Annotated in this window: 24 protein-coding genes; 6 read left to right on the forward strand and 18 right to left on the reverse strand. The window is 70.0% G+C overall.

The window, feature by feature from the left end; all coding sequences use genetic code 11:
- Nucleotides 1-18: 18 nt before the first annotated feature.
- The 5 genes from HCR12_RS11115 to HCR12_RS11135 form a co-directional block, all read right to left on the reverse strand.
- Nucleotides 19-480 (reverse strand): MaoC family dehydratase, encoded by a 462-nt coding sequence (locus HCR12_RS11115; RefSeq protein WP_166866404.1) that lies wholly within the window; start codon nucleotides 478-480, stop codon nucleotides 19-21.
- Nucleotides 477-1,229: a 3-oxoacyl-ACP reductase FabG gene (fabG, locus tag HCR12_RS11120; RefSeq protein WP_166866406.1), complete on the reverse strand. Its 753-nt coding sequence runs from the start codon at nucleotides 1,227-1,229 to the stop codon at nucleotides 477-479. The genes HCR12_RS11115 and fabG overlap by 4 nt, the downstream gene beginning before the upstream one ends.
- A 20-nt stretch (nucleotides 1,230-1,249) precedes the next feature.
- The gene (locus HCR12_RS11125; protein ID WP_166866408.1) at nucleotides 1,250-2,404 is read right to left on the reverse strand and encodes an alcohol dehydrogenase catalytic domain-containing protein; all 1,155 of its coding nucleotides are present in this window, start codon (nucleotides 2,402-2,404) and stop codon (nucleotides 1,250-1,252) included.
- A gap of 15 nt (nucleotides 2,405-2,419) precedes the next feature.
- On the reverse strand, nucleotides 2,420-3,643 hold the full coding sequence (locus HCR12_RS11130) for an acetyl-CoA C-acetyltransferase (protein ID WP_166866411.1): 1,224 nt from the start codon (nucleotides 3,641-3,643) through the stop codon (nucleotides 2,420-2,422).
- Between the two features lie 64 nt (nucleotides 3,644-3,707).
- Nucleotides 3,708-4,907: an acyl-CoA dehydrogenase family protein gene (locus tag HCR12_RS11135; protein WP_166866414.1), complete on the reverse strand. Its 1,200-nt coding sequence runs from the start codon at nucleotides 4,905-4,907 to the stop codon at nucleotides 3,708-3,710.
- 91 nt (nucleotides 4,908-4,998) lie between these two features.
- On the opposite strand from HCR12_RS11135, the gene HCR12_RS11140 reads away from it, so the two are divergent.
- The 5 genes from HCR12_RS11140 (at nucleotide 4,999) to HCR12_RS11160 (ending at nucleotide 10,091) form a co-directional block, all read left to right on the forward strand.
- Nucleotides 4,999-5,679 carry a QsdR family transcriptional regulator gene (locus tag HCR12_RS11140; RefSeq protein ID WP_166866416.1) on the forward strand — a complete coding sequence of 227 codons (681 nt, stop codon included), beginning with the start codon at nucleotides 4,999-5,001 and terminating at the stop codon, nucleotides 5,677-5,679.
- Complete coding sequence (locus HCR12_RS11145) at nucleotides 5,676-6,095, forward strand: acyl-CoA thioesterase (RefSeq protein WP_166866419.1); 420 nt, start codon at nucleotides 5,676-5,678, stop codon at nucleotides 6,093-6,095. The genes HCR12_RS11140 and HCR12_RS11145 overlap by 4 nt, the downstream gene beginning before the upstream one ends.
- An 86-nt stretch (nucleotides 6,096-6,181) precedes the next feature.
- The gene (locus HCR12_RS11150; protein WP_166866421.1) at nucleotides 6,182-7,243 is read left to right on the forward strand and encodes a phosphotransferase family protein; all 1,062 of its coding nucleotides are present in this window, start codon (nucleotides 6,182-6,184) and stop codon (nucleotides 7,241-7,243) included.
- The gene (locus tag HCR12_RS11155) at nucleotides 7,240-8,448 is read left to right on the forward strand and encodes an acyl-CoA dehydrogenase family protein (protein ID WP_166866423.1); all 1,209 of its coding nucleotides are present in this window, start codon (nucleotides 7,240-7,242) and stop codon (nucleotides 8,446-8,448) included. The genes HCR12_RS11150 and HCR12_RS11155 overlap by 4 nt, the downstream gene beginning before the upstream one ends.
- Before the next feature lie 47 nt (nucleotides 8,449-8,495).
- Nucleotides 8,496-10,091 (forward strand): long-chain-fatty-acid--CoA ligase, encoded by a 1,596-nt coding sequence (locus HCR12_RS11160; protein ID WP_166866426.1) that lies wholly within the window; start codon nucleotides 8,496-8,498, stop codon nucleotides 10,089-10,091.
- 65 nt (nucleotides 10,092-10,156) lie between these two features.
- Here the strand turns inward: HCR12_RS11160 and HCR12_RS11165 are convergent, their stop codons facing one another.
- The 12 genes from HCR12_RS11165 to HCR12_RS11220 form a co-directional block, all read right to left on the reverse strand.
- Nucleotides 10,157-11,431, reverse strand: coding sequence for an ABC transporter substrate-binding protein (locus HCR12_RS11165; protein WP_166866428.1), 1,275 nt, complete (start codon nucleotides 11,429-11,431; stop codon nucleotides 10,157-10,159).
- A gap of 20 nt (nucleotides 11,432-11,451) precedes the next feature.
- Nucleotides 11,452-12,594: a branched-chain amino acid ABC transporter permease gene (locus HCR12_RS11170; RefSeq protein WP_208320402.1), complete on the reverse strand. Its 1,143-nt coding sequence runs from the start codon at nucleotides 12,592-12,594 to the stop codon at nucleotides 11,452-11,454.
- Complete coding sequence (locus HCR12_RS11175) at nucleotides 12,591-13,469, reverse strand: branched-chain amino acid ABC transporter permease (RefSeq protein ID WP_166866429.1); 879 nt, start codon at nucleotides 13,467-13,469, stop codon at nucleotides 12,591-12,593. Before HCR12_RS11175 ends, HCR12_RS11170 begins: the two co-directional genes overlap by 4 nt.
- The gene (locus HCR12_RS11180) at nucleotides 13,469-14,203 is read right to left on the reverse strand and encodes an ABC transporter ATP-binding protein (protein ID WP_224763432.1); all 735 of its coding nucleotides are present in this window, start codon (nucleotides 14,201-14,203) and stop codon (nucleotides 13,469-13,471) included. Before HCR12_RS11180 ends, HCR12_RS11175 begins: the two co-directional genes overlap by 1 nt.
- Nucleotides 14,200-15,006, reverse strand: a complete 807-nt coding sequence (locus HCR12_RS11185) for an ABC transporter ATP-binding protein (protein WP_166866431.1) — start codon at nucleotides 15,004-15,006, stop codon at nucleotides 14,200-14,202. Before HCR12_RS11185 ends, HCR12_RS11180 begins: the two co-directional genes overlap by 4 nt.
- A gap of 120 nt (nucleotides 15,007-15,126) precedes the next feature.
- Entirely contained in the window at nucleotides 15,127-15,855 is a 729-nt protein-coding gene (locus tag HCR12_RS11190) for an SDR family NAD(P)-dependent oxidoreductase (protein ID WP_208320404.1), read from the reverse strand.
- Nucleotides 15,855-16,841 carry an NADPH:quinone oxidoreductase family protein gene (locus HCR12_RS11195; RefSeq protein WP_166866433.1) on the reverse strand — a complete coding sequence of 329 codons (987 nt, stop codon included), beginning with the start codon at nucleotides 16,839-16,841 and terminating at the stop codon, nucleotides 15,855-15,857. Before HCR12_RS11195 ends, HCR12_RS11190 begins: the two co-directional genes overlap by 1 nt.
- Nucleotides 16,838-17,413, reverse strand: a complete 576-nt coding sequence (locus tag HCR12_RS11200) for a TetR/AcrR family transcriptional regulator (protein ID WP_166866435.1) — start codon at nucleotides 17,411-17,413, stop codon at nucleotides 16,838-16,840. The genes HCR12_RS11195 and HCR12_RS11200 overlap by 4 nt, the downstream gene beginning before the upstream one ends.
- A gap of 23 nt (nucleotides 17,414-17,436) precedes the next feature.
- Nucleotides 17,437-18,180 carry an SDR family oxidoreductase gene (locus HCR12_RS11205; protein WP_166866437.1) on the reverse strand — a complete coding sequence of 248 codons (744 nt, stop codon included), beginning with the start codon at nucleotides 18,178-18,180 and terminating at the stop codon, nucleotides 17,437-17,439.
- Between the two features lie 148 nt (nucleotides 18,181-18,328).
- Nucleotides 18,329-19,159 carry an ABC transporter permease gene (locus HCR12_RS11210; protein ID WP_166866439.1) on the reverse strand — a complete coding sequence of 277 codons (831 nt, stop codon included), beginning with the start codon at nucleotides 19,157-19,159 and terminating at the stop codon, nucleotides 18,329-18,331.
- Nucleotides 19,156-20,028, reverse strand: a complete 873-nt coding sequence (locus HCR12_RS11215; RefSeq protein ID WP_166866441.1) for an ABC transporter permease — start codon at nucleotides 20,026-20,028, stop codon at nucleotides 19,156-19,158. Before HCR12_RS11215 ends, HCR12_RS11210 begins: the two co-directional genes overlap by 4 nt.
- Nucleotides 20,025-20,945, reverse strand: a complete 921-nt coding sequence (locus HCR12_RS11220) for an ABC transporter ATP-binding protein (protein WP_166866443.1) — start codon at nucleotides 20,943-20,945, stop codon at nucleotides 20,025-20,027. The genes HCR12_RS11215 and HCR12_RS11220 overlap by 4 nt, the downstream gene beginning before the upstream one ends.
- Before the next feature lie 125 nt (nucleotides 20,946-21,070).
- On the opposite strand from HCR12_RS11220, the gene HCR12_RS11225 reads away from it, so the two are divergent.
- On the forward strand, nucleotides 21,071-22,927 hold the full coding sequence (locus tag HCR12_RS11225; RefSeq protein WP_224763434.1) for an ABC transporter ATP-binding protein: 1,857 nt from the start codon (nucleotides 21,071-21,073) through the stop codon (nucleotides 22,925-22,927).
- 81 nt (nucleotides 22,928-23,008) lie between these two features.
- Here the strand turns inward: HCR12_RS11225 and HCR12_RS11230 are convergent, their stop codons facing one another.
- A complete protein-coding gene (locus tag HCR12_RS11230) occupies nucleotides 23,009-24,469 on the reverse strand; it encodes an NAD-dependent succinate-semialdehyde dehydrogenase (protein WP_166866448.1) in 1,461 nt (486 codons plus the stop codon).
- Nucleotides 24,470-24,547: the final 78 nt, after the last annotated feature.

Raw genomic sequence — 24,547 nt, forward strand, 5'->3', positions numbered from 1 at the left:
GGGGGGAGCCCCGCCGGGCTAGCCCGCGGGGACGAGCAGGGCGATCGCGTCGGCGACGAGAGCGGGCTTGTCGGCGCCCTCGATCTCGACCGTCACCCGCTGGGTGACGCGGATGCCGCGCGGGGTCTCCGACACGTCGACGACGGTCGAACGGGCGCGCACGCGCGACCCGGCGACGACCGGCTGGAGGAAGCGCACGGAGTCGAGTCCGTAGTTGACCGCCATCGCGATGCCCCCCACATCGAGGAGCGCGTGGGTGAGCGAGGGCAGCAGCGACAGTGTCAGGTAACCGTGCGCGATGGGCGCACCGAAGGGCCCCGATGCCGCGCGCTGCGGGTCGACGTGGATCCACTGGTGGTCGTCGGTCGCGTCGGCGAAGCGATCGATGCGATCCTGCTCGATCGGGAACCATTCCCCCGGTCCGAGCTCGGTGCCGACGGCATCCAGCAGCTCGCGGGGGTGCGAAAACGTCGTCGTCATGCGCGCGGCCCTCCCGCCACGTAGAGAACCTGACCCGAGACGAATCCGGCTTCCTCCGAGCAGAAGAAGGATGCAGCCGCAGCGATGTCGGCCGGGGTGCCGACGCGCCCCACCGGAACCTCCTTCGCGATGAGCGCGAAGAACTCCTCCGGCTCCATGCGCATGCGCCGCGCGGTCGCGACCGTCATGTCGGTCTCGATGAAGCCGGGGGCGATCGCGTTGGCGGTGACGTTGTAGCGCCCGAGCTCGATCGCGAGGGTCTTCGTGAGCCCCTGCATTCCGGCCTTCGCGGCGGAGTAGTTCGCCTGCCCGCGATTGCCCAGCGCCGAGGTCGAGGACAGGTTGACGATCCGGCCCCACTGCTGCTCGACCTGGTGCGCCTGCACCGCACGGGACATCAGGAAGGCCCCGCGCAGGTGCACGTTCATGACGGCGTCCCAGTCGTCGTCGGTCATCTTGAACAGCAGGTTGTCGCGCAGGATGCCCGCGTTGTTCACGAGGATGGTGGGCGCGCCGAGCTCAGCAGCCGTGCGCTCGACCGCCGCGGCGACCTGCTCGGCGTTCGCGACATCCGCTCCGATGCCGATGGCTCGTCCGCCGTCCGCGCGGATGGCGTCGACGGTTGCGGCGGTGGAGGCTTCGTCGAGGTCGACGACGGCGACGGCTGCTCCGTCGGAGGCGAGGCGCGAGGCGACGGCGGCGCCGATGCCGCGCGCGGCTCCCGTGACGATGGCGATTCTCTGGGTCATGATGTCCTCTCGGTGTGGCTTCAGTGCTGTGTCTCGCGGGCAGAGATGCCGTGAGGTGCGGCGCCTGCGGGTGGGTCGAACAGGATGAGCTGGCGCAGCGCCCGCCCCTCGGCGAGCGCATCCATCGCGGAGGGGACGTCGTCGAGTCGGATGCGGTCGCTCACGAGCGCATCGACGGGGAGCGAGCCGGTGCGCCACAGCTCGACGTAGCGCGCGATGTCGCGTTCGGGCACGGAGCTGCCGAGGTAGCTGCCGATGACGGTGCGCGCCTCGGCCGTGAGGGCGAGGGGCGAGATGCTCGCGCGCGCATCGGGGGCGGGGAGGCCCACGGTGACCGTGACCCCACCGGGCGCGGTCGCCGCGAATGCGGTCTCGAAGGCACGCGGGTGCCCCGCCGCTTCGATGACGACGGGCGCGCGCACACCGGCGGCGACCACGTCGTCGGAAAGCAGCGCCTGCTCCGCGCCGAGCGCACGGGCCGTGGCGAGTTTGTCGTCACGTGCGTCGACGGCGATCACCGGGTGGCCGAGGGCGCGCGCGACGAGCAGCGCGGCCATCCCCACGCCGCCGAGCCCGACGACCATCACGGTCGCGCCGGGTGCAGGCCTGGCCGCGTTGAGCACCGCCCCGCCGCCCGTCAGAACGGCACAGCCGAGCAGCGCCGCGACCTCCGCGGGAACATCCGGCGGGACGACGACGACGGATCGGCGGGAGACGACGGCATGGTCGGCGAACGCGGAGACGCCGAGGTGGTGGTGGATCGGCTCTCCGTCCTCGCTGAGACGGCGACCTCCGCCGAGCAGCTCGCCCGCGGCGTTCGCGGCCGAGCCGCGCTCGCACGGCATCCGGCCGCCGCTCGCGCAGCCCGCGCAGTCGCCGCACCGGGGAAGGAAGGTCATGACGACGCGGTCGCCGAGTGCGACGTCGTCGACGCCCTCCCCGATCGCCTCGACGATGCCAGCAGCTTCATGCCCGAGCAGCATCGGGAGGGGGCGGGGCCGGTTGCCGTCCACGACGCTCAGGTCGGAATGGCAGACGCCCGCGACTTCGATGCGCACGAGCAGCTCACCGGGGCCGGGCGGCGCGAGCTCGAGCTCCGCCACCTCGATGGGCCGCGATCCCGCGTACGGGCGCGGCTCACCCGTGCGCCGCAGCACCGCTCCCCGAATCCGCATCGTCGCCGCCTCCGCTCAGCTCAGCCGCTCGATGACCATCGCCATGCCCTGGCCGCCGCCGACGCACATCGTCTCGAGGCCGAGCGTGCCGTCGGTCGTGCGCAGGCCGTTGAGCAGGGTTGCGGTGATGCGCGCGCCCGTCATGCCGAACGGGTGGCCGAGGGCGATGGCGCCGCCGTGCACGTTGAGCGTGTCCCATCCGACGCCGAGTTCGCGCGCGGAGGGGATCACCTGGGCGGCGAAGGCCTCGTTGATCTCGACGAGGTCGATGTCGTCGATCGTGAGGCCGGCGCGCTCGAGCGCCTGCCGACTCGCTCCGACGGGACCGAGTCCCATGATCTCGGGCGAGAGACCGGTGACACCGGTGGAGAGGATGCGCGCGAGGGGCGTGAGCCCGAGCTGCTTCGCCTTCGTGTCGCTCATGATGACCATCGCCGCGGCGCCGTCGTTGAGCGGGCAGGCGTTCCCCGCTGTGACGGTGCCGTCGGGGCGGAACGCGGGCTGCAGAGCCGCGAGCGCCTCGATGGTGGTTCCCGCGCGCGGACCGTCATCGGCGGAGACGACGGTGCTGTCGGCGAGTGCGAACGGCGTGATCTCGCGCTCGAAGAACCCGGACGCGATGGCAGCCTCCGCGCGGTTCTGGCTGAGGCACGCGAACTCATCCTGCTCGGCCCGGCTGACGCCCGCGAGCTGCGCGACGTTCTCGGCCGTCTGCCCCATCGAGATGTACGCATCCGGAAGCGCACCGCTCTCACGCGGGTCGTTCCACGGTGCGCCCGACACCGCCCGCTCGGCCGTGCGCGCCATCGCCCCGGCGAATCGGGGGTTGGTGTAGTCCTGCCCGTCCACGTAGTCGCTGTTGCCGCGCACCGAGCTCGACACCGATTCGACGCCAGCCGAGATGAACACGTCGCCCTCGCCCGCCTTGATCGCGTGGAGGGCCATGCGGGTCGTCTGCAGGCTCGACGAGCAGTAGCGCGTGACGGTCGTGCCCGGCACCGAGTCGAGTCCGAGCATGACCGCGACGATACGCGCCATGTTCATCCCCTGCTCGCCTCCGGGGAGCCCGCATCCGAGCATGAGGTCGTCGACCTGGGAGGCATCGAGCCCGGGGACCGCGTCGAGCGCGGCCTGCACCGCGAAGGCGGCGAGGTCGTCGGGGCGCACCTCGCGCAGCGAGCCTTTGAACGCGCGCCCGATGGGGGTGCGGGCGATCGAGACGATGACGGCGTCGGGCATGGGATCTCCTTCGATGCGGATGCGACGGCGAGCGGATGCGGGGTGTGCGGGGTCGAGCGGGCGCTCAGACGAACGCGCTCATCCCGGTGATCGAGCGACCCACGATGAGGTTGTTCATCTGGTAGGTGCCCTCGTAGGTGTAGAGAGCCTCTGCGTCGGCGAACCGGCGCGCGACCCCGTGGTCGAGCTGGATGCCGTTGCCGCCGAGCGCCTCGCGGCACCATCCGACGACCTCGCGGCCACGCGCCGTGACGAACGCCTTCGCGAGTGCCGCCTGCTGGTCGTAGGGTCGGCCTTCGTCGATCATCTGCGACAGGCGCGTGCACATCGCGATCGAGGCGGTGATGTTGCCGAGCGACTTGGCGAGCAGATCCTGCACGAGCTGGAACGAGCCGAGGCGGCGTCCGAACTGCTCCCGTTCGAGCGCGTACCGCACGGCGGCCTCGTAGGCGCCGACGGCGTTGCCGACCGCCTGCCACGCGACTTCGGCACGGGTGAGCGCGAGCACGCGGGCGGTGTCGCGGAACCCGTTGCCGAGCTGCAGGCGGCGCTCTTCGGGGACGCGCACGTCGACGAGCGTGATGTCGGCGTTCTGGACCACGCGCAGGCTCTGCTTGCGCTCGATCTTGGTGGCGGTGAAGCCGGGTGCCGTCGCGGTCTCGACGATGAAGCCCTTCACCTGGTCGTCGTCGACATCGCGGGCCCAGATCACGACGACGTCGGCGAAGGTGGCGTTGCCGATCCAGCGCTTGGCGCCGTTGAGGATCCACTCATCGCCCACCCGCCGCGCGGTCGTCTCGAGCCCGCGGGCGGTGTCGGAGCCGTGCAGCGGCTCGGTGAGCCCGAACGCGCCGATGAGCTCCCCGCGTGCCATCGGCGGCAGCCACTCGGCGCGCTGGGCGGCATCGCCGCACATGCCGATCGCGTTCATGGCGAGGCCGGAGTGCACACCCACGAAGGTCGCGACGGAGGCGTCGTTGCGCCCGAATTCGAGCGCGACCCAGCCGCGGTAGAGCGCGGTGTTCTCCCACAGCCGCGACTCCTCCCAGAGGGGTCCGTAGACGCCGAGCTCGGGGAAGCCGGGCTTGATCTGGTGAGGGAACTCGGCGCGCTCCCAGTGGTCTTCGATGATGGGCGTCACCTCGCGGTCGAGGAACTCGCGGATGCGCACGGCGCGCCCCTGCTCCTCATCGCTCAGCAGCTCCTGCACGTGGTAGAAGTCGGCGTCGAGCACGGCGCTCTCGAGAATTGCAGTCGTCATCATCGCTCCATCGCGGTCTTCGGTCCTGACGACGACGACTATGCAACATATTCGGATATGTTGCAAGCATGGATTCTCCGGCTAGATTCGGCACATGCTCGACGACGCCACGCTGACCGCGGAGACGCAGATCGGCTCCCGCGCGACCCTCGCGGTGCCGAGTGCGCTGTCGCTGCGCCTGTTCGGACCGGCCCCTCACGCCGACGCCCTGCGGGCATTCCGTCTCGCCCGGCGTATCTTCATCGCGGGCGATCGGATCGAGATGGGCACGCTCGCGACACAGCTCGGCGTCGAGCGCACATCGCTGTTCCGCTGGGTGGGCAACCGCGACGACCTCCTGAGCGAGGTGCTGTGGTCGCTCGCCGAGCGCACGCTCGACCGCGCCGCCGAGGAGTCGGCCGCGGAGGGCCCCGAGCGCATCGTCGACGTTCTCGGGCGCTTCGTCGACGGCCTCGTGACGGCCGACTACTTCCGCGAGTTCCTCGCTCGGGAACCCGCCCGCGCCCTCCGCCTCATGACGACGGGCGACTCCGAGATCCAGCGCCGCTACGTCGCCGCCGTCGAGTGGCTGCTCGAGGCGCACGCCCCGGATGCCGGCAGTCGCGGGCTCTCGCTGCACGACCTCGCCTATCTCATCGTGCGCATCTCGGAGTCGTTCTCGTACGCCGATGTCATCGCCGGCGAGCAGCCGAGCGCGGAGCACGCGCGCGCCGCGTTCGCCCTGCTGCTCGGAACCGCACCAGCCACGACCGCCGACCCCGAGGAGACCGCATGAGCACCGCGGAGTACCCCTACCTGCACCCGTTCCCGACTCGCTGGAACGACAACGATGTGTACGGCCATGTGAACAACGTCGTGTACTACGCGGCGATGGACACCGCGGTGAACTCCTGGATGATCGCGAATGGCGTCATCGATCCGATCGACGGCGCCCTCATCGCGGTGTGCGCGGCGTCGTCCTGCGACTTTCGCGCGTCGGGCTCGTTCCCCGAGGTGCTGCAGGTCGGGGTGCGGGCGGGGCGCATCGGCACCTCGAGCGTGACCTGGGAGACGGCGATCCTGCGCGGTGAGGAGGTTCTCGCCACGGGGACGTTCGTGCACGTGTTCGTGGATCGCGCCTCTCGCCGGCCGGTGCCGATCGCGGATGCGACCCGCGCGCTCCTGGAGTCGGAGCTCACGATCCCGGCATAAAACCGACCGGCCGGTATGGTACGATCGGCGCACGATCACCCCGGACGCGACGGCGCGTCCGCGAGGGGTCGTGGAAGGTCGGCAGGATGGGCGACGACACGTCACCGGCAGGGCTCGACATCCGCGCATTCGACGTGTGGTTGGCAGAGCGCGCCCCCGAGCTGCGCGGCGCCGGCCCGCTCGACGCGCGCCTGCTGACCGGCGGCCTCAGCAACCTCACCTACCGCATCGAGGGCGGGCCCTCCCCGCTCGTGCTGCGCCGCCCGCCGCTGGGGCACGTGCTCTCGACGGCGCACGACATGGTGCGCGAGCACCGCGTCATCACCGCACTGCAGGACACCCCGGTGCCCGTGCCGCGCACCCACCTGCTGCAGGACCACGCCGACCCCACCAGCGGCGTCGATGCGCCCTTCTACCTCATGGAGCACGTCGAGGGTGAGACGCTCGCGTCCCCTGACGACAACACCGGTCGGAGCACCGAGGAGCTGCGCACTGTGAGCTTCGCGCTCGTCGACGCGCTCGCCGACCTCCACGAGCTCGACCCCGCGCGCCTCGGCCTCGCCGACTTCGGACGACCCGACGGGTTCCTCGAACGGCAGCTGCGCCGCTGGACGACCCAGTACGCCGGCAACCGGTTCCGCGAGCTCCCGGAGCTCGACGCACTCCTGGCTCGCCTCGGCGAGAGCCTCCCCGCGACCACCCACACCTCGATCGTCCACGGCGACTACCGCCTCGACAACGCGCTCGTCGCCCGCACACCCGAGGGCCCGCGGATCGCCGCCGTCCTCGACTGGGAGATGGCGACGCTCGGCGACAGCCTCACGGATCTCGGCCTCCTCGCGCTCTACTGGGACATCGCCGAGATCGCGAGCGACACCGGCACCGCCGTGAGCGCCGTCGACCCGGCCGCTGGCTACCCCGAGTTCGCCGAACTCGCCGACGCCTACGCTCGCCGCCGCGGCATCCGTGTGCCGGAGCTCGGGTGGTACCGCGCCTTCGCCGCCCTCAAACTCGCGATCATCCTCGAGGGCATCCAGCTGCGCCACGACCAGGGCGAGACGGTCGGGGCGGGATTCGACCGAGTGGGGGGCCTGGTCGAACCGCTCGCACGCGCCGGATCCCGATTCCTCGAGGAGGTACCCGCATGACCGATCTCACCCCGAGCACCCGCGGCGCTCAGCTCGCCGAGGCCGCACACGAGTTTCTGCACACCGTCGTCATCCCCGCGGAACCCGTGCTCGCGGAGCAGCTCGCCGACTCCCCCGACGACTGGAGCTTCCGGCCTATCGTGCGCGAGCTCCGCGCCGAGGCGCGCGCCCGAGGACTCTGGAACCTCTTCCTGCCGCACGGCGACGGAGGCCTCAGCAACCTCGACTACGCCCCCATCGCCGAGCTCACCGGATGGAGCCCCAAGCTCGCACCCGTCGCCATGAACTGCGCCGCCCCCGACACCGGCAACATGGAACTGCTGCACCACTTCGGAACACCCGAGCAGAAGAGCCGCTGGCTCGCGCCTCTGCTCGAGGCGGAGATCCGCTCGGCGTTCTGCATGACCGAGCCGGACGTCGCCTCCTCCGACGCGACCAACATCCGCACCGCCATCGAACGCGACGGCGACGAGCTCGTCATCACGGGCCGCAAATGGTGGTCGACCGGCGCGATGAGCCCGGATGCGGCGCTGCTGATCGTCATGGGCGTCACCGATCCGGATGCACCCGCCCACCAGCGGCAGTCGATGGTGCTCGTGCCCCGCGACACCCCCGGCGTCGAGATCGTGCGACCGCTCACCGTGTTCGGCTACGACGATCGCGACCACGGAGGCCATGCGGAAGTCGCCTTCCACGGCGCCCGCGTTCCCGCCTCGAACCTCATCGGCGGATCCGGCGAGGGATTCGCGATCGCGCAGGCTCGCCTCGGGCCGGGGCGCATCCACCACTGCATGCGGCTGCTCGGCATGGCCGAGCGCTCGATCGAGCTCGCACGCGAGCGCGCCCGCACCCGGGTGGCGTTCGGCCGGCCTCTCGCGGAGCACCAGGTGGTGCGCCAGCGTCTCGCCGCCGCACGCGTCGAGCTCTCCGCTCTGCGGCTGCTCGTGCTGCAGACCGCCGCTCTCATGGACACCGTGGGCAACCGCGGGGCGCGCACCGAGATCCAGGCGATCAAGATCGCCGTGCCCGCGGCGGTGGAGCGCATCATCGACGGCTGCATCCAGCTGTTCGGCGCCGCAGGCGTCGGAGGCGACACCCCGCTCGCCGAGTTCTTCGCCGGTGCGCGGGCGCTGCGCATCGCCGACGGCCCCGACGAAGTGCATCTCGAATCCCTCGGCCGCGCGATGCTGCGCGAAGCCGACTGAGCGCGCCGTCATCGTCGACGGCCCGACCCCGAAAGGAACGGAACGCCATGAACGCACCCACCAGCGGGCGGCTCGTCGACAGCGACCACGCGACGATGTCGATCGCCGCGATCCTCGCCGAGACGGCCCACCGCTCCCCCGAACGCGCTGCCTTGCACTTCATGGGGCACACGATCCCCTACGGAGCGCTGTGGGATCAGACCCGCGCCTACGCGGGAGCCCTCCGCGACCGTGGGATCGGACGCGGCGACCGCGTCGCCGTCATCATCCCCAACGTGCCCGACTTCGTGCGGGTGTACTACGCGGTGCTGTCGCTCGGTGCCATCGTCGTACCCGTGCACCTGCTCTTCAAGGCGGACGAGATCGAGTACGTTCTGCGCGATTCGGGCGCGAAGCTCGCCGTCGTCGCCGCTCCCGTCCTCGCTGAGGCGGCCGTCGCCGCCGTGCGCGCGCAGGTGCCGCTCACGACGGTGCTGCTGCCGGAGGACATCGCCGCCGAGAAGGGCATCGCGCGCCTCGAAGTCGAGGCCGCGAGCGCGACCCCGATCGATCGCTACACGTCGACGCATCCGATGGATGCCGCGACCGTGCTCTACACGAGCGGCACGACGGGGACACCCAAGGGTGCCGTCGGAAGCCACCTCAACATGATCGAGCAGGTGAATGTGGCGCTGCTCGACACCTTCCCCATGCAGCCGGACGACGTCGTCTTCGGCGGCCTGCCGCTGTTCCACATCTTCGGGCAGATGGCGGTGCTCAACGTCGCGTTCCGGCGCGGCGCTTCGATCATCCTGCTGCCGAAGTTCGACCCCGCCGAGGCGCTCGAGCTCATGGTGCAGTACGGAGCCACGACCTTCACCGCGGTGCCGACGATGTACATCGGCATGCTGCAGGCGGCCGAGACCACGGATGCGCGCCCGCCGCTGCGGTACGCCGTCTCGGGCGGCGCCGCCCTTCCCGTGGCGGTGCTCGAGCGGTTCCAGGAGCTCTACGGCGCCCCCATCCACGAGGGTTACGGGCTCACCGAGACCTCGCCCACCGTGTCGTTCAACTACGTGGGGCGCACGCCGCGTCCGGGCACGGTCGGGCAGCCGAACTGGGGAGTCGACGTCGAGATCGCCGACGCCGAGAACGACGACGAGATCGTGCTGCTGCCCCACGGCGAGCTCGGCGAGATCGTCGTGCGCGGCTACAACCTGTTCGCCGGCTACCTCGGGCGACCGGAGGACACGGAAGCGACCTTCACCGACGGCTGGTTCCGCACCGGCGACCTCGGCACGAAGGACGACGACGACTACATCACGATCGTGGACCGCAAGAAGGACATGATCGTGCGCAACGGCTACAACGTGTACCCCAACGAGGTGGAGCAGGTGCTCCTGCGCCACGAGGGGGTCGTGAACGCCGCCGTCTTCGGCGTGCCGCACGACACCCACGGCCAGGAGATCCACGTCGCCGTCATCCCGCACGACGAGAGCCTCGACACCGACCAGCTCATCGTGTTCGTGCGCGAGCGCATCGCGGCCTACAAGTACCCGCGCGTCGTGCACATCGTCGAGGAGCTGCCCCTCGGCCCGTCGGGGAAGGTGCTCAAGCGCGAGCTCGTGGCGCGCTTCGCACCCGTCCCGGAGACGAGCGCCTGACGCAGACGCCTGAGACACAGAAGAGGGGCCCGGGTCATCGACCCGGGCCCCTCTTCTCATCCCACTCAGCCGGGGATGCCCTTCGCCGGCATCTTCACGGGGTCGCCATCGAACACGACGACCTTGTCGCCGTCACGCACCCAGCTCTTGCCGATCGCCGCCTGCACGCCGTTCGAGACGACGGTGATTCCCGCGCCGATGTAGCCGTTGTGGTTCTCATCCGAGAGACCCACCGGAACGAGGCCCGAGCCTTCGACCTTGCCCGAGCGGATCGCCTCGAGGAGCGACTCGCGCGTCGGATCCTCGCCCGCCTGCGCGAGCGCCTCGGCGAAGAGGTAGCCCATCGCCATGCCGTAGACGGTGTTGCCCGTGAAAGGCGCGCCGTCGTTGTACTCGTCGTTGATCTGGCGGAAGAGCGCGATCCACTCGTTGTCCTCCTCCGAGGCCGACGGCAGATAGTTGTCGCTCACGAAGCCCTCCAGCAGCAGAGGTGCCGCCTCGCCGAGGTACCCGGCGAGCGAGGGGTAGTCCGCACCCGACGACGACGAGACCCACTGCGGGAAGTACTTCAGCTGCGCCGCGGTGCCGATGGCGATCGCCGTGAATCCGGTGATCGTGGCGAGCACGTTGACCTCGCAGCCAGCGCTCTGCAGAGCGACGATCTGCGCCACGACATCCTGGTTCGAGACCGAATACGTCTGCACCTCGGTGAGGCCGTCCTCGCCGAGCACGAGCTCGAGTCCTGCCTGCACATCGGTGCCGAATTCGTCGTCCTGGCCGAAGAGGCAGACCTTCTTGCCCGGGAACTCGTCGGCGATGTACTGCCCGAGAACCATGCCCTCCGTCACGTAGTCGGTCTGGAACCCGAACGTGAGCGGATACTTCTCGGGCTGGTTCCAGGCCGCCGATCCGGACGACACGAAGAGATCGGGGACCTCGTTGTCGGTGAGGAAGTCGAGCACGGCGCTGTGGGTGGGGGTGCCGAGGCCGCCGAGGATCGCGAAGACCTCGTTCTCGAGCACGAGCTCGCGCACGACCGTCTGGGTCGTGGCGGGGTTGTAGCCGTCGTCCTTGACGATGTACTCGATCGTGCGGCCGTTGATGCCGCCCTGGTCGTTGACGTAGTCGAAGTACGCCGAGGTGGCGGCGGAGATCGGGGCGTAGGAGGCTGCGGCCGCTCCCGTGAGGGGCTGATGCGTTCCGATGGTGATGGTGTCTTCGGTGACACCAGGCTGCGGCGCCTCAGGCGAGGGAGTGCTGCAGGATGACAGCACCAGTGCGCAGGCAGCAGCCAGCGCGATCGCGGACACCGTCGTCGCACGTGCGTGCGGTTGCGTCATCGTCGTTCCTTTCGTGATGGTCAGGGAATGTGTGGTGCATCCGCGGAACGACGACGGCGCAGTCGCTCGACGAGGTCGGCGACGGCGCCGTGGATGCCGCGGGGGGCGGCGAGCATGACGACGACGAGGATCACGCCGAACACCACGATCGCCAGATTCCCGTCGAGCCGCTGCGACAGCTCGGCGGAAAGCGGAAGGACCTCCGTGATCGCGGAGGTGATCTCGGGCACCGCCACGATGACGATCGCACCCCAGACGGCGCCGGCGAGCGTGCCGACACCTCCGATCACGACGGCCACGAGCAGGAACAGCGAGAAGGTGAGGCCGAAGGCGCCCGGCGAGACCGACTGCGTGATGTACGCGAGCACACCGCCGCCGAGTCCCGCCGCCGCGGCGCTGACGGCGAACATCCCGACGCGCACGGCGACCGGGTCGATGCCCGAGAGACGGGCAGCGGATTCGTCGTCGCGCACCGCCTGCATCCGCAGAGCGGCAGGGCTGCGCACGAGCTGCGCGAACGTGCCGAGCACGATCGCCGCGACCGCGAGCGCGACCCACGCCTGCCACTGCTCGGTGGCGATGATCGTCGACAGGAATTCGGGTCGACGCTCGACCGAGACGTAGATGCCGGCGTCTCCGCCGAGCACGTTCGAGAAGGTGCTCGCGAGCGCGGGCAGGGCGAGCACGAGCGCGAGGGTGAGGCCGGCGAGGTACGGCCCGTGAAGGCGTGCACCCGCGATGCCCACGAGACCGCCGAGCGCCGCCGCCACGATGAGAGCGGCGAGGAACGGCAGCACGAGCCGCACGGGGCCGTCGATCCCCGCGTCGCCGAGGGCGTTCGAGGTGAACGCGAACGCGTACGCTCCCGCGGCCATGAGCGCGGCATGCCCGAGCGACAGCTGACCGGTGCGCCCCACGAGCAGCGAGAGACCCGAGATCGCACACACGGATGCCGCGGCCGTCGCGAGCAGGAAGTTGCGGTACGGATCGAGCAGGAAGGTGGCTCCGAGCGCCACCAGCAGCACGAGGCCCGTGATCATCCAGCGCTGGGCGGGGGTCCAGGAGCCCGGCGTCAGGATCCACAGTCGGGCGCGGGCGCCGCGCGGGCGGCGGGGACGCCCGGCTTCGGCGTCGGCGGTGTCGATGGGAGCGGTCGTGGTCATGCCAGTCGTGCCTTTCGCAGCGAGAAGACCCCTTGCGGGCGCACCAGGAGCACCACGACGAGCAGCACGAGCACGGCGATCGGTCCGATCGTCGCGCCCCACGCCGTCGTGACGAAGGTCAGCAGAAGCCCGACGAAGAGCCCGCTGATGACGGCTCCGACGGGCGAATCGAGGCCGCCGATGATCGCGACCGTGAAGGCGTTGACGAAGAGCAGGTCGCCCGAGTGCGGGCTGAGGCCCAGCTCCGTCGGCACGGCGAGCAGCACCGCGAGCCCGCCGACCGATGCGGAGAGGACCCAGCCGAGCGTGCGCATCCGGGCCACCCGCACGCCGTTGAGCCGCGCGACCTCGTCGTCGAACGCGGACGCGCGCATCGCGAGCCCGAGCGATGTCTTCGTGAACAGCAGCGCGATCCCCGCGACGACCACCGCGACCACGACGAACACGAAGAGGGTGTACGGCGAGACGATCGCCACATCCCCGATCTCGAGGGGCTGACGGCTGAAGGGAACGGCCACCGGTTTGTAGTCGGCGCCGAACAGGATCCCGAGCACACCCGTGAGCACCATCACCACTCCGATCGCGACGATGATCGAGTTGAGCGGGGAGCGGCTCGGCACATGCCGCATGAGTGCGCGCTCCATCGCGAAGCCGATCGCGGCTCCGGCGAGCAGGACGGTGAGGATCGCGAGAGGGAAGGAACCGGTGCCCATCAGCACGAGGTAGGCGACATAGGCGGCGGACACCGACATCGCCCCCTGCGCGAAGTTGGCGATGCGCGTCGCCCGCCAGATGAGCACGAGCGCGAGCGCGAACAGTGCGAACACCGCACCGCGCGCGAGGCCGGCACCGAGAAGCAGCAGGAAGGTCGACATCAGAACCCCAGGTAGAGATGGCGCAGCTGCTCGTCGGCTTCGAGCTCTGCGGCGGGACGGCTGGCCACGACGCGGCCGAGGTTGAGCACGACGCCGGTGTCGGCGATCGAGAGTGCGGTGCGCACGTTCTGCTCGACGAGCAGGATCGTGATCGAGAACTCGCTGCGCATCCAGGCGAGCATCGCCATGATGTCGACCACGACCTTCGGGGCGAGCCCCAGCGAGGGCTCATCCAGCAGCATGACCTTCGGGTGGGCCATGAACGCCCGTCCGATCGCGAGCATCTGACGCTCCCCGCCCGAGAGCGTCGAGCCGGCCTTCGTGCGCCGGTCGGCGAGCGCCGGGAAGAACTCGAACACCTCCTCGACGTCAGCCGCGCGCTCCGCAGGGTCTTTGCGCCAGAGCGCGCCGAGGCGCAGGTTCTCCTCGACGGTCAGCTCGGCGATCACCTGACGCCGCTCGGGCACGTGCACGATGCCGCGGCGGATGCGCTCCTCGACGGGCACACCCGCGAGCGACACCCCGCCCGCACGGATGGCGCCTGTGGTCGGCACGAGCAGGCCGGAGATGGTGCGCAGCAGGGTCGACTTCCCTGCGCCGTTCGCCCCCACGACGGCGACGATCGACCCCTCCGGGAGCGTGAGGTCGATGCCGTGCAGAGCGGGATTCTGGCCATATCCGGCCACGACCCCCTCGAGTTCGAGCGCGGCGCGCACCTCGGTCATCGCGGTCATGCGACACCCTCCTCGATGTCATGGCCGAGGTACGCCTCGGCGACGGCAGGATCGACGCGGATCTCGTCGGGCGTGCCCTCTGCGATTCGGCGTCCGGCGTCGAGCACGACGATGCGATCCGACACCGCCATGACGAGGTCGACGTGGTGCTCGACGAAGAGCACAGCGGTCTGCGGGTTCTCTCGCACGACATCGCGGATGAGCTCGCCCAGCTCGGTGATCTCGTCTTCCCCGAGTCCGCCGGCCGGCTCGTCGAGCAGCAGCAGGGTCGGGGCCGAGACCAGTGCGCGCGCGAGTGCGACGCGCTTCTGGAGCGGGTACGGCAGGGCGTCGGGATGCCGGTCCGCGGTGTCGCCGATGCCGAGCCCGTCGAGGGCGGCCTGGGCGCGGGCGGCTGCGGTCGCGAGGTGACGCTGCCCGGCTCGCAACCCGAGCAGGCCGGTGACCATGCCGGGCGCCTGCGCGGAGAGACCCGTCATGACGTTCTGCCGCACCGTGAGGCCGGGGAACATCGCGAGCCCCTGGAAGGTGCGGGCCACTCCCGCCGCCGCGAGGCGATGTGCGCGCGGACGGGGTGCGCCGTCGATGAGCACGTCGCCGCTGCGAGCACGGGCGAGGCCGCAGATGATGTTGAACATCGTGGTCTTGCCGGCGCCGTTGGGCCCGATGAGCCCGACGATCTCGCCGGGAGCGACGTCGAAGCTCACCTGGTCGAGCGCGATCAGGCCGCCGAAGCGCGCGGTGACTTCCCGCACGGAGAGCCGCGCGGCGGATGCAGATGTGCCTGGTTCGGCGACGGACATTGCGCACTCCATCGTGTCGTCGGGGTCGTCGTTGCGGTCACTGTAGCAGACCAACCGACCAGCCGGTATGTTTTTGTGCGACGCCTTCACGGGGTGCACAGCCAGGGCCTCTCAGGCCCCTCAGCTGTGGGGCAGAGCTGCGGTGATGCCGCCGTCGACGACGAACTCCGACGCCGTCGAATAGCTCGACGCGTCGCTCACGAGGAACGCGACGAGCTCCGCCACCTCCGCGGGATCCGCGGCACGTCCGAGCGGAATCCCCATCTGCTCGGGATCGAGGTGCGCCGTCATCTGCGTCGCGATCATGCCCGGGTGCACGGAATTGACACGCACGCCGTACCGCGCGAGCTCGAGCCCCGTGGACTTCGTGATGCCGCGCACCCCGAACTTGCTCGCCACATACGCGTGCAGCGCGATCGAGCCGCGAAGGCCATCGACCGAGGAGAGATTCACGATCGAGCCCGAGCGCTGCTCCTTCATCACCGGCGAGACCGCCTGGATGCCGAGGAACACGCCCGTGAGATTCACGTCGAGCACGCGGTTCCACTCATCGAGCTGCTGCTTCGCGATCGACGCCGCCGTCGCGATGCCCGCGTTGTTCACGAGCGCATCGAGCCGACCATGACGGGAGACGATCTCCCCCACCACCGATGCCCACGCCTCGGGGTCGGTCACATCCAGGCGCAGATACTCCGCGCCCAGCTCGCGGGCGAGCTCCTCCCCCGGCTCATCGAGCACATCCGCGATGACGACCGCCGCACCGTCGCGCGCGAGAGCGCGCACGATCGCGGCTCCGATGCCGCGCGACCCGCCGGTGACGAGCGCCACGCGTCCGGCAAGGGATGTCATCAGTCGTCCGCGATGACGGCGACGAGGCGACCGATGGTCGAGCCCGAGGCCAGACGAGTGAGGGCCTCCGGCACATCCTCGAAGGCGACGGGCGTCACATCAGGCGTGACGGCACCCGATGCGGCGAGCTCGGTGAGCGCGGCATGCGCCTGACGCGGCACCTCGGGGGCCTTCTGCAGATACAGACCCCAGTGCAGCCCCACGATGCTGAAGTTCTTCACGAGCGGGATGCCGGCCTTGATGTCCTGGATCTCGCCCCCCGCGAAGCCCACCAGCACGATCCGCCCCTCGAAGGCGATCGCCTTCTGAGCCGCGCGATAGCTGTCGCCGCCCACCGGATCGAACACGACGTCGACCCCGCGTCCGTCGGTCGCCTCGAGGGCGCGCGCCGCGATGTCCTCGCTGCTGCGGTCGATCACGACATCCGCGCCGAGACGCCGGGCGAGGTCGGCCTTCGCCGCAGAGCCCACCACCGCGATCACGCGAGCGCCCGCCGCGGAGGCGAGCTGCACCGCAGCGGAGCCCACCCCGCCCGACGCCGCCATCACGAGCACCGTCTCGCCCGCGCGCAGCTCGGCCCGGCGATGCAGCCCCACCCACGCGGTCTGGTAGCCCACCGTCAGCGCCGCAGCCTCGAGATCCGAGAGCGCAGGCGGTGCGGGGAAGGTCGCATTCGCCTCCAGAAGCACATGCTCGGCGAGCATGCCGATGCGCGTGCCGACGACGCGGTCGCCGACAGCGATGCCCTCGACGCCCTCGCCGAGTGCGAGCACCGTGCCGCAGCATTCGATCCCCGGCACGAAGGGCGGCTCGGGCCGCACCTGGTACTGCCCGCGACACAGCAGCACATCCGGGAAGTTCAGGGCGATGGCCGACGTCCGCACGAGCACCTCACCGGGCCCGGGCTGCGGAATGGGGCGCTCCACGAGCTCGAGCACATCGCCCGGTTCGCCGTACGCCGTCGTCTGCCACGCCCGTGATGTCATGTCGATATTCCCTTCAGGAAGAGGTCGGTGATCTGCTCCGCCACCTGCGTCTTGGTCTCGGCGCCGGACGGCGAGTACCAGTTGGAGAGGTAGTGCACGTCCGAGAAGAAGTTGGCGACAAGCACCGCGATGGGGATGTCGGTGCGATAGATCCCCTCCGCCTGTCCGCGCTTGATGATCTCGGCGAACGTGTCGTTGTACTCGCGCCGGCGCCGGGTGACCTCCCGCTGGCGCTCCGGAGCGAGCATGTGCACCGACCGGAAGAAGACCGTGCCCTCGGGCAGGAAGTCGATCGACGTCTCCATCACGTCGATGCACGCGGCGCGCAGGGTGTCATCGGTGGGCAGACCGCGCGCCACGATCTCATCGAGGTGATCCTTCTGCAGCTGGAGCATGCGCTCGTAGATGCCGAAGAGAAGGTCGTCCTTCGATCGGAAGTAGTGGTACATCGCGCCCTTGGTGACGCCCGCACGGGCGACGACCTCCTGCACCGAGGTGTTGGCGTAGCCCTTCTCGGCGAAGAGCGCGACAGCCGCGCTCGCCACCTGATCCCGGACGTTGAACTCCTTCACGCGATGCTCCCTCGTTGCGCCGACTACCCGACCGGGCGGAGCGAACCCCCGCCATCGATCACGATAGTTCTCCCGGTGATCCAGGCCGCGTCATCCGAGAGAAGGAACGCGACCGGTCCCGCGACGTCGGCGGGCGTGCCGAGACGCCCGAGGGGGAACTGCGCGGCGACGCTCGCCTCCCGGCCCTCGTAGAGGGCCTTGGCGAAGTCGGTCTTGATGATCGACGGCGCGACGGCGTTGACGCGGATGTCGGGGGCGAGCTCCCACGCGAGCTGCGTGGTGAGCGAGATGACGGCCGCCTTCGAGATGCCGTAGAAGGCGATGCCCGGGCTCGCGCCGATGCCGGCGATCGAGGCGATGTTGACGATCGAACCGTGCTGCACGCGCAGGCCCGCAGCGACCGCGTCTCGCGTCCACTCGAGCGCGGCGACGACGTTGACGTCGAGGATCTTGCGCGCGGCGGCGGCGTCGATCTCGAGCGCCGGGCCGTAGACGGGATTGATGCCCACGTTGTTGACGAGCAGGTCGAGTGGGCCGAGCCCCTGTATGTGTGCGAAGACCGCTGCACGATGCTCCGGGTCGTCAGCCCGGCCTGCGACGCAGCTGACGGCGGGGCCCAGTCGCTGTGCGGCTTCCTGCAGCGCATCCGCGTGCCGGGCGGTGATGACGACGCGAGCACCTTCATCGACGAGCCGCTCGGCGATGGCGTAGCCGATGCCTCGGCTCGCGGCGGTGACCAGGGCGAGCTTGCCGTCGAATCGGCGCATGCGTCCTCCATTGGGCGTCAGGACCGGAAAAACCGACCGCTCGGTATGCTATCCCGAAACCGCCTCCCCGGCGCAAGCCCCACGCCCCACCCCCGAGGTGTCAGTTTGTGCCGCTCTGCGCCGCGCGCAGGCGGCACAAACTGACACCTCAGTCGAGGAAGAGGGCGCGGAGGCGGCGCGTCGTGAGCAGCATGCCGAGCGCGATCATCACGGCGAAGTAGAGCACGTGCACGAGCATCAGCGGGCCGATCACACCCGTCGTGAGCCCACGGATGAGTTCCACGCCGTGCCAGAGCGGCAGCGCCTGGACGAACCACTGCACAGGCTCGGGGTAGACCGAGAGCGGATAGAACGTCGCCGAGAAGAGGAACATCGGCAGCAGCACGAACGGGATCCACTCCATCTGCTGGAACGTCTTCAGGTAGCTCGTGATGCCCATGCCGATCGACGCGAAGCCGAAGGCGATGAGCACGACAGCCGGCACCGCAAGCAGCGCGGTCCACGACAGATTGAGCCCGAGAACCTGCATCACGAGCTGGAAGGCGAACCCGTATGCCGCTCCGCGCATGAGCGCCATCGTGATCTCGCCGATCGCCACATCAAGCGGCCCGAGGCTCGTCGCGAGCATCCCCTGGTAGAGCTTTCCGTAGTTCATGCGGAAGAACACGTTCCAGGTGGAGTCGTACACCGCGCCGTTCATCGCGGATACCGCCAGGAGGGCGGGGGCGATATATGCCGCGTACGGGATCTCGTTGCCGTGCACATCCGTCACCGCGCCGATGTAGCCGCCGAGCCCCACGCCGAGCGACAGCAGATAGAAGATCGGCTCGAAGACCCCGGATGCCACGACGATCCAGTTGCTGGTCTTCGTGGCGGTGAGGCCGCGCGCGACCACCGAGCGGGCGTTGCCCGCATAGAGGGCGTTCACGCCGCCCCCACGGAGGCCGGTCTGCGGGACGTCGCGCGTCGATGCACTCATACGGCGAGCCTCCTCGTGGCGATGCGCACCGCGACGCGCCATCCGATGATCGCCAGCGCCACCAGGTACACCACGTGCACGGCGACGAGCCAGAGCGGCCGTTCAGCGCCGTACGCCACGACGCGGCCGAGCTCGGTGCCGTGCCAGAGCGGCGAGAGCCACCCGATCCACTGCAGGAACCAGGGCAGCTGCTCGAGCGGGAACACGGTTCCGCTGAAGAGCGTGAGGGGCAGCACGATCACGCGCTGCAGCACCGCGAACTGGCCGCGATCCTCGGTGATCGAGGCGGCGTAGGCGAGGATCGGCGTGCCGAGCGCGAGCCCGGTGAGGGTCGCGGTGAGAACCGTCAGGATGCCGGTCGGCGCAGGCACCGCCTGGAAGGCCGCCATGATCGCGAAGTACACGAGCAGCGTCGCCAGCATCCGGATGGTCGCGAACAGCACCGTGCCGTCCATGATCTGTCGAGCCGAGAGCGGGGCCGCATTCATGCCGACATAGATCGGGTTCCATTTGAAGCCGCCCATGACGGGGAAGGTGAACTCGGTCATCGCGATCGAGACGGCCGTCATCGCGATGAGCGCGGGAGCCACGAAGGTGAGGTACGGCACACCGTCGACGCCCGTCTCGCCCGTGGAGGCGTTGACGAGCACCCCGAGGCCCACGCCGAACGCGAAGAGGTACAGCACCGGCTCGCCGATCGCCCGCGCGATATTGACGTCGAGGTAGCGGCGCCAGACGCGCGCCAGATGCTCGACGACGAACCAGGCGCCCATGCGGCGAGGCAGCGCGCCGCCAGCCCGCGCCTCCGCGGCGAGCTCGTCGAGGGAGGGCTGCACGGCGCCGGTTCCGAGGATGCGGTCGGTGCTCATTCGATGAGCGACCGTCCGGTGAGGCGGAGGAAGACATCCTCCAGGCTCGAGCGGCGCACGAGGCTCGTGAGCGGCTGGAGACCGCGCGCGGTCACCTCGACGAGCGCCGCCTCGCCGTCGTGCGCGTAGATGAGCACGCGGTCCGGCAGCACCTCGACGCGGTCGCCGATGTCGGCCACCCGTTCGGCGGCGCTCGCATTCTGCTCGGAGCCGAAGCGCACCTCGAGCACCTCGCGCGTCGAGTACTCGCGGATGAGCGCGGCGGGGCTGCCCTCAGCCATGATGCGGCCCTGGTCGACGACGACGAGCCGGTCGCACAGCTGCTCGGCCTCATCCATGTAGTGCGTGGTGAGCACGAGGGTCGTGCCCTGCTCCTTGAGCCGGAAGAGGCGATCCCAGAGGATGTGGCGGGCCTGCGGGTCGAGGCCGGTCGTGGGCTCGTCGAGCAGCAGGATGCGGGGCGCGTTGATGAGGGCACGTGCGATCGTGAGGCGGCGCTTCATGCCGCCCGAGAGCTCGTCGACCTTGGCCTTCGCGCGGTCGGTGAGCTGCGCGAAATCGAGTAGCTCGTCGGCGCGCTCGGCGACGACGTGTCGCGGCAGACCGAAGTAGCGACCGTAGGTGAGCAGGTTCTCGCGCACCCGCAGCTCGTTGTCGAGGTTGTCGAGCTGGGGCACGACGCCGAGCCGGGAACGGATCTCGGGGCCGTGGTCGTTCGGGTCGAGCCCGAGCACCGTGAGCGAGCCTTCGGTGCGGGTGGAGACTGCTCCGACCATCCGCATGGTCGTGGATTTGCCGGCGCCGTTCGGGCCGAGCAGGCCGAATGACTCGCCGGGGGCGACCTCGAAGTCGATGCCGTTGACGGCGGTGAAATCCCCGTAGCGCTTGACGAGACCGGAGGCAGAGATGACGCTCACTCGACGAGCCTAGGCGCGACGACCGACGCGGTTCGCTCACGGGATGGGTGTTTCGGCCGAACATGGCGTCGCCGGATGACACGCTCTCCCCGACGCTTCAGGATCGCCCCGGTAACGTGGATGCTGTGAGCTCCCCCGCTGCACCCGCGCGCCGCAATCCCTTCCGCCGCACCGCCGATGACGGACCTCGGGCCTCCTTCCGCGAGCTGGTTCCGTACCTCGCGGAACACAAGGCCGTGCTCGGCATCGCGGTCGCGCTGAGCCTCGTGGGCGCCGGGCTGTCACTCGCGCAGCCCGCGCTCGTGAGCCAGGTCATCACCGTCGTGCAGGCGGGCGGCGCACTCGGCGCCCTCGCCTGGGCCCTCGTCGCCATCGTGATCCTCGGCGGTGTCGTGAGCGCGGTGCAGCACTACCTGCTCCAGCGCGCCGGCACGAGCGTCGTCTTCTCGTCGCGCCGCGCACTCATCCGCCGCGTCCTGCGCCTGCCGATCAGCGAGTTCGACACACGCCGCACGGGCGATCTCGTCTCGCGCGTCGGCTCCGACACGACACTGCTCTACGCCGTGCTCACGCAGGGCCTCGTCGACGCGCTCGGCGGCGCCGTGGTGTTCGTGGGCGCGCTCATCGGCATGGCGATCATCGACCCCGTGCTGCTCGGCACGACCGTGCTTGTGATCGCCATCGCGATCACCGTCGTCGGCGCTCTCTCAGGCCGCATCCGGATCGCGAGCCGCGTGCAGCAGGAGAAGGTGGGCGATGTCGCCGCGGGCGTGCAGCGCGCCATCTCGGCGATCCGCACGGTGCGCGCTGCGGGTGCGACCGAACGCGAGAGCGTCGCGATCGAGCAGGATGCCGAGCAGGCGTGGCATGCGGGCATCCGGGTGGCCAAGGTCTCGGCGTTCGTCGTTCCCGTCGCCTCGATCGCGATGAACGTGTCGTTCCTCGCGGTGCTGGGCCTCGGCGGCTACCGCGTGGCGTCGGGCGCCATCACGATCGCCGACCTCGTGGCGTTCATCCTGTTCCTGTTCCTCATGATCATGCCGCTCGGCTCGGCGTTCGGCGCCGTCATGTCGGTCAACCAGGCGCTCGGCGCGCTCGGACGCATCCAGGAGATCATGCGCATCCCCTCGGAGGACGAGACGGATGCCGCGCACCTCGCGGCCGCACCCGTCGAGACGGATGCCGCGATCCTCTTCGAGGATGTGCGATTCTCCTACCCTGCGGGCGCACATCCCGCGGGCGATGACAGCGACACAGCCGACGATGCCGACACGGATGTCGCCGCCGCCCCCGCAGCCGACCGTGAGGTGCTGCGCGGCGTGAGCTTCGCCGTGCCGCGCGGAAAGCGCGTCGCGCTCGTCGGCCCTTCGGGCGCCGGCAAGTCGACGATCCTCGCCCTCATCGAGCGCTTCTACGACGTCACGGGCGGCGCCGTGCGCATCGACGGCATCGACGTGCGCGCGCTCGACCGCACCGAGCTGCGCGCCCGCATCGGCTACGTGGAGCAGGACGCGCCGGTGCTCGCCGGCAGCATCCGCGACAACCTCACCCTCGGCACCCCCGATGCGACCGACGAGCAGTGCATCGCGGTGCTGCGCGCCGTGAACCTCGGCGATGTGCTCGACCGCGACCCCGCGGGACTCTCGGCAGCGGTCGGCGAGGAGGGTGTCATGCTCTCGGGAGGCGAGCGCCAGCGCCTCGCGATCGCGCGGGCGCTGCTCACCGAGTCGCCCATCCTGCTGCTGGATGAGGCCACCGCCTCGCTCGACGGCGTCAACGAGCAGCTGCTGCGTGAGGCGATCGATGCGGTCGCCGAGGATCGCACGCTGCTCGTCATCGCGCACCGCCTGTCGACGGTGGTCGACTCGGATGCGATCGTGGTGCTCGAGGACGGCCGCGTCGCCGGCGTCGGCACCCATTCGGAGCTCGTCGCCGAGGTGCCCCTCTACCGCGACCTCGCGAAGCACCAGCTGCTCGTCTGACCCTCGGTGACTGGCGCCCCGCCGCCCCGAAATGAGATGAGCCAGGAGCGCCGACGTCGCTGCTGGCTCACCTCATGAGCCTCAGGACATCGGTGTGAGCGTGTACTTCGTGTCGAGGTACTCGTGGATGCCTTCGACGCCGCCCTCGCGACCGAGTCCGGACTGCTTGACGCCGCCGAACGGCGCGGCCGCATTCGAGGCGACGCCCACGTTGAGGCCCATCATGCCCGTCTCGAGCTGGTCGATCATGCGCTGTCCGCGCGCGAGGTCCTTCGTGAAGACGTACGAGATGAGGCCGTACTGGGTGTCGTTCGCACGGCGCACGGCATCCGCCTCATCCGTGAAGGTCGAGATCGCGAGCACCGGGCCGAAGATCTCCTCGCGAAGGATGTCGGATCCGGGTGTGACGCCCGCGAGCACCGTGGGGCGGTAGAAGGTGCCGGGGCCGTCGAGGGCCTCGCCGCCCGTGGTCAGCTGAGCCCCACGCGCCACGGCGTCGGAGACGAGGTCGTGCGCCTTGGAGACAGCCTTTTCGTCGATGAGGGGTCCGATCTGCACGCCCTCTTCGGTGCCGTGTCCGATCTTCATCGCGGCGACGCGCTCGGTGACGCGGCGCGTGAACTCGTCGGCCACGTCCGCGTGCACGAGGAAGCGGTTGGCGGCGGTGCAGGCCTCGCCGATGTTGCGGAACTTGGCGAGCATCGCGGCGTCGACTGCCGTGTCCAGGTCGGCATCCTCGAAGACGATGAAGGGCGCGTTGCCGCCGAGCTCCATCGAGGTGCGCAGCACGTTCTGCGCCGCCTGCTCGAGCAGCGTGCGCCCCACCTCGGTGGAGCCGGTGAACGAGAGCTTGCGCAGGCGCGCGTCGCGGATGATCGGCTCGCACACGGCGTTCGAGGTCGACGTGGTGATGACGTTGACGACGCCCGCGGGCACGCCCACCTCTTCGAGGAGCGCGGCGAAGGCGAGGGTTGTGAGCGGCGTGAGGGTTGCGGGCTTGATGACGACCGTGCAGCCGGCGGCGAGCGCGGGCGCGATCTTGCGCGTCGCCATCGCGAGCGGGAAGTTCCACGGCGTGATGAAGAAGCACGGGCCTACGGGGCGCTGCGTGATGATCATCCGCCCGGTGCCCTCGGGGTTCGGGCCGTAGCGCCCCTGGATGCGCGGAGCCTCCTCAGCGAACCAGCGCAGGAACTCACCGCCGTAGGTGACCTCGCCGCGCGCCTCGGCGAGCGGCTTGCCCATCTCGAGCGTCATGAGCAGGGCGAACTCGTCGGCGCGCTCCATGAGCAGCTCCCACGCCTTCCGCAGCAGCTCGCCGCGCACGCGCGCGGGCGTCGCGGCCCAGGAGGCTGCGGCGTCGACGGCGGCGTCGAGCGCGGCGATGCCGTCGGCGGGCGATGCGTCGGCGATGGTCGCGAGGCTCTCGCCGGTGGCGGGATCGCTCACCGTGATCTGTCGACCCGACGTCCCGTCGACCCAGCTTCCGCCGATGTACAGCTTCGTGGGGACCTTGGCCAGGAGCTCGTTCGCAGAGATCATGCCCCCATCATCTCGCACGCAAGGGCGAAACGCACAACGAAATCCGCACATTCCGAGCGGGAATCTCGCGGATTCCCG

It is taken from the genome of Salinibacterium sp. ZJ70 (genome assembly GCF_011751865.2).
GTDB lineage: Bacteria > Actinomycetota > Actinomycetes > Actinomycetales > Microbacteriaceae > Homoserinibacter.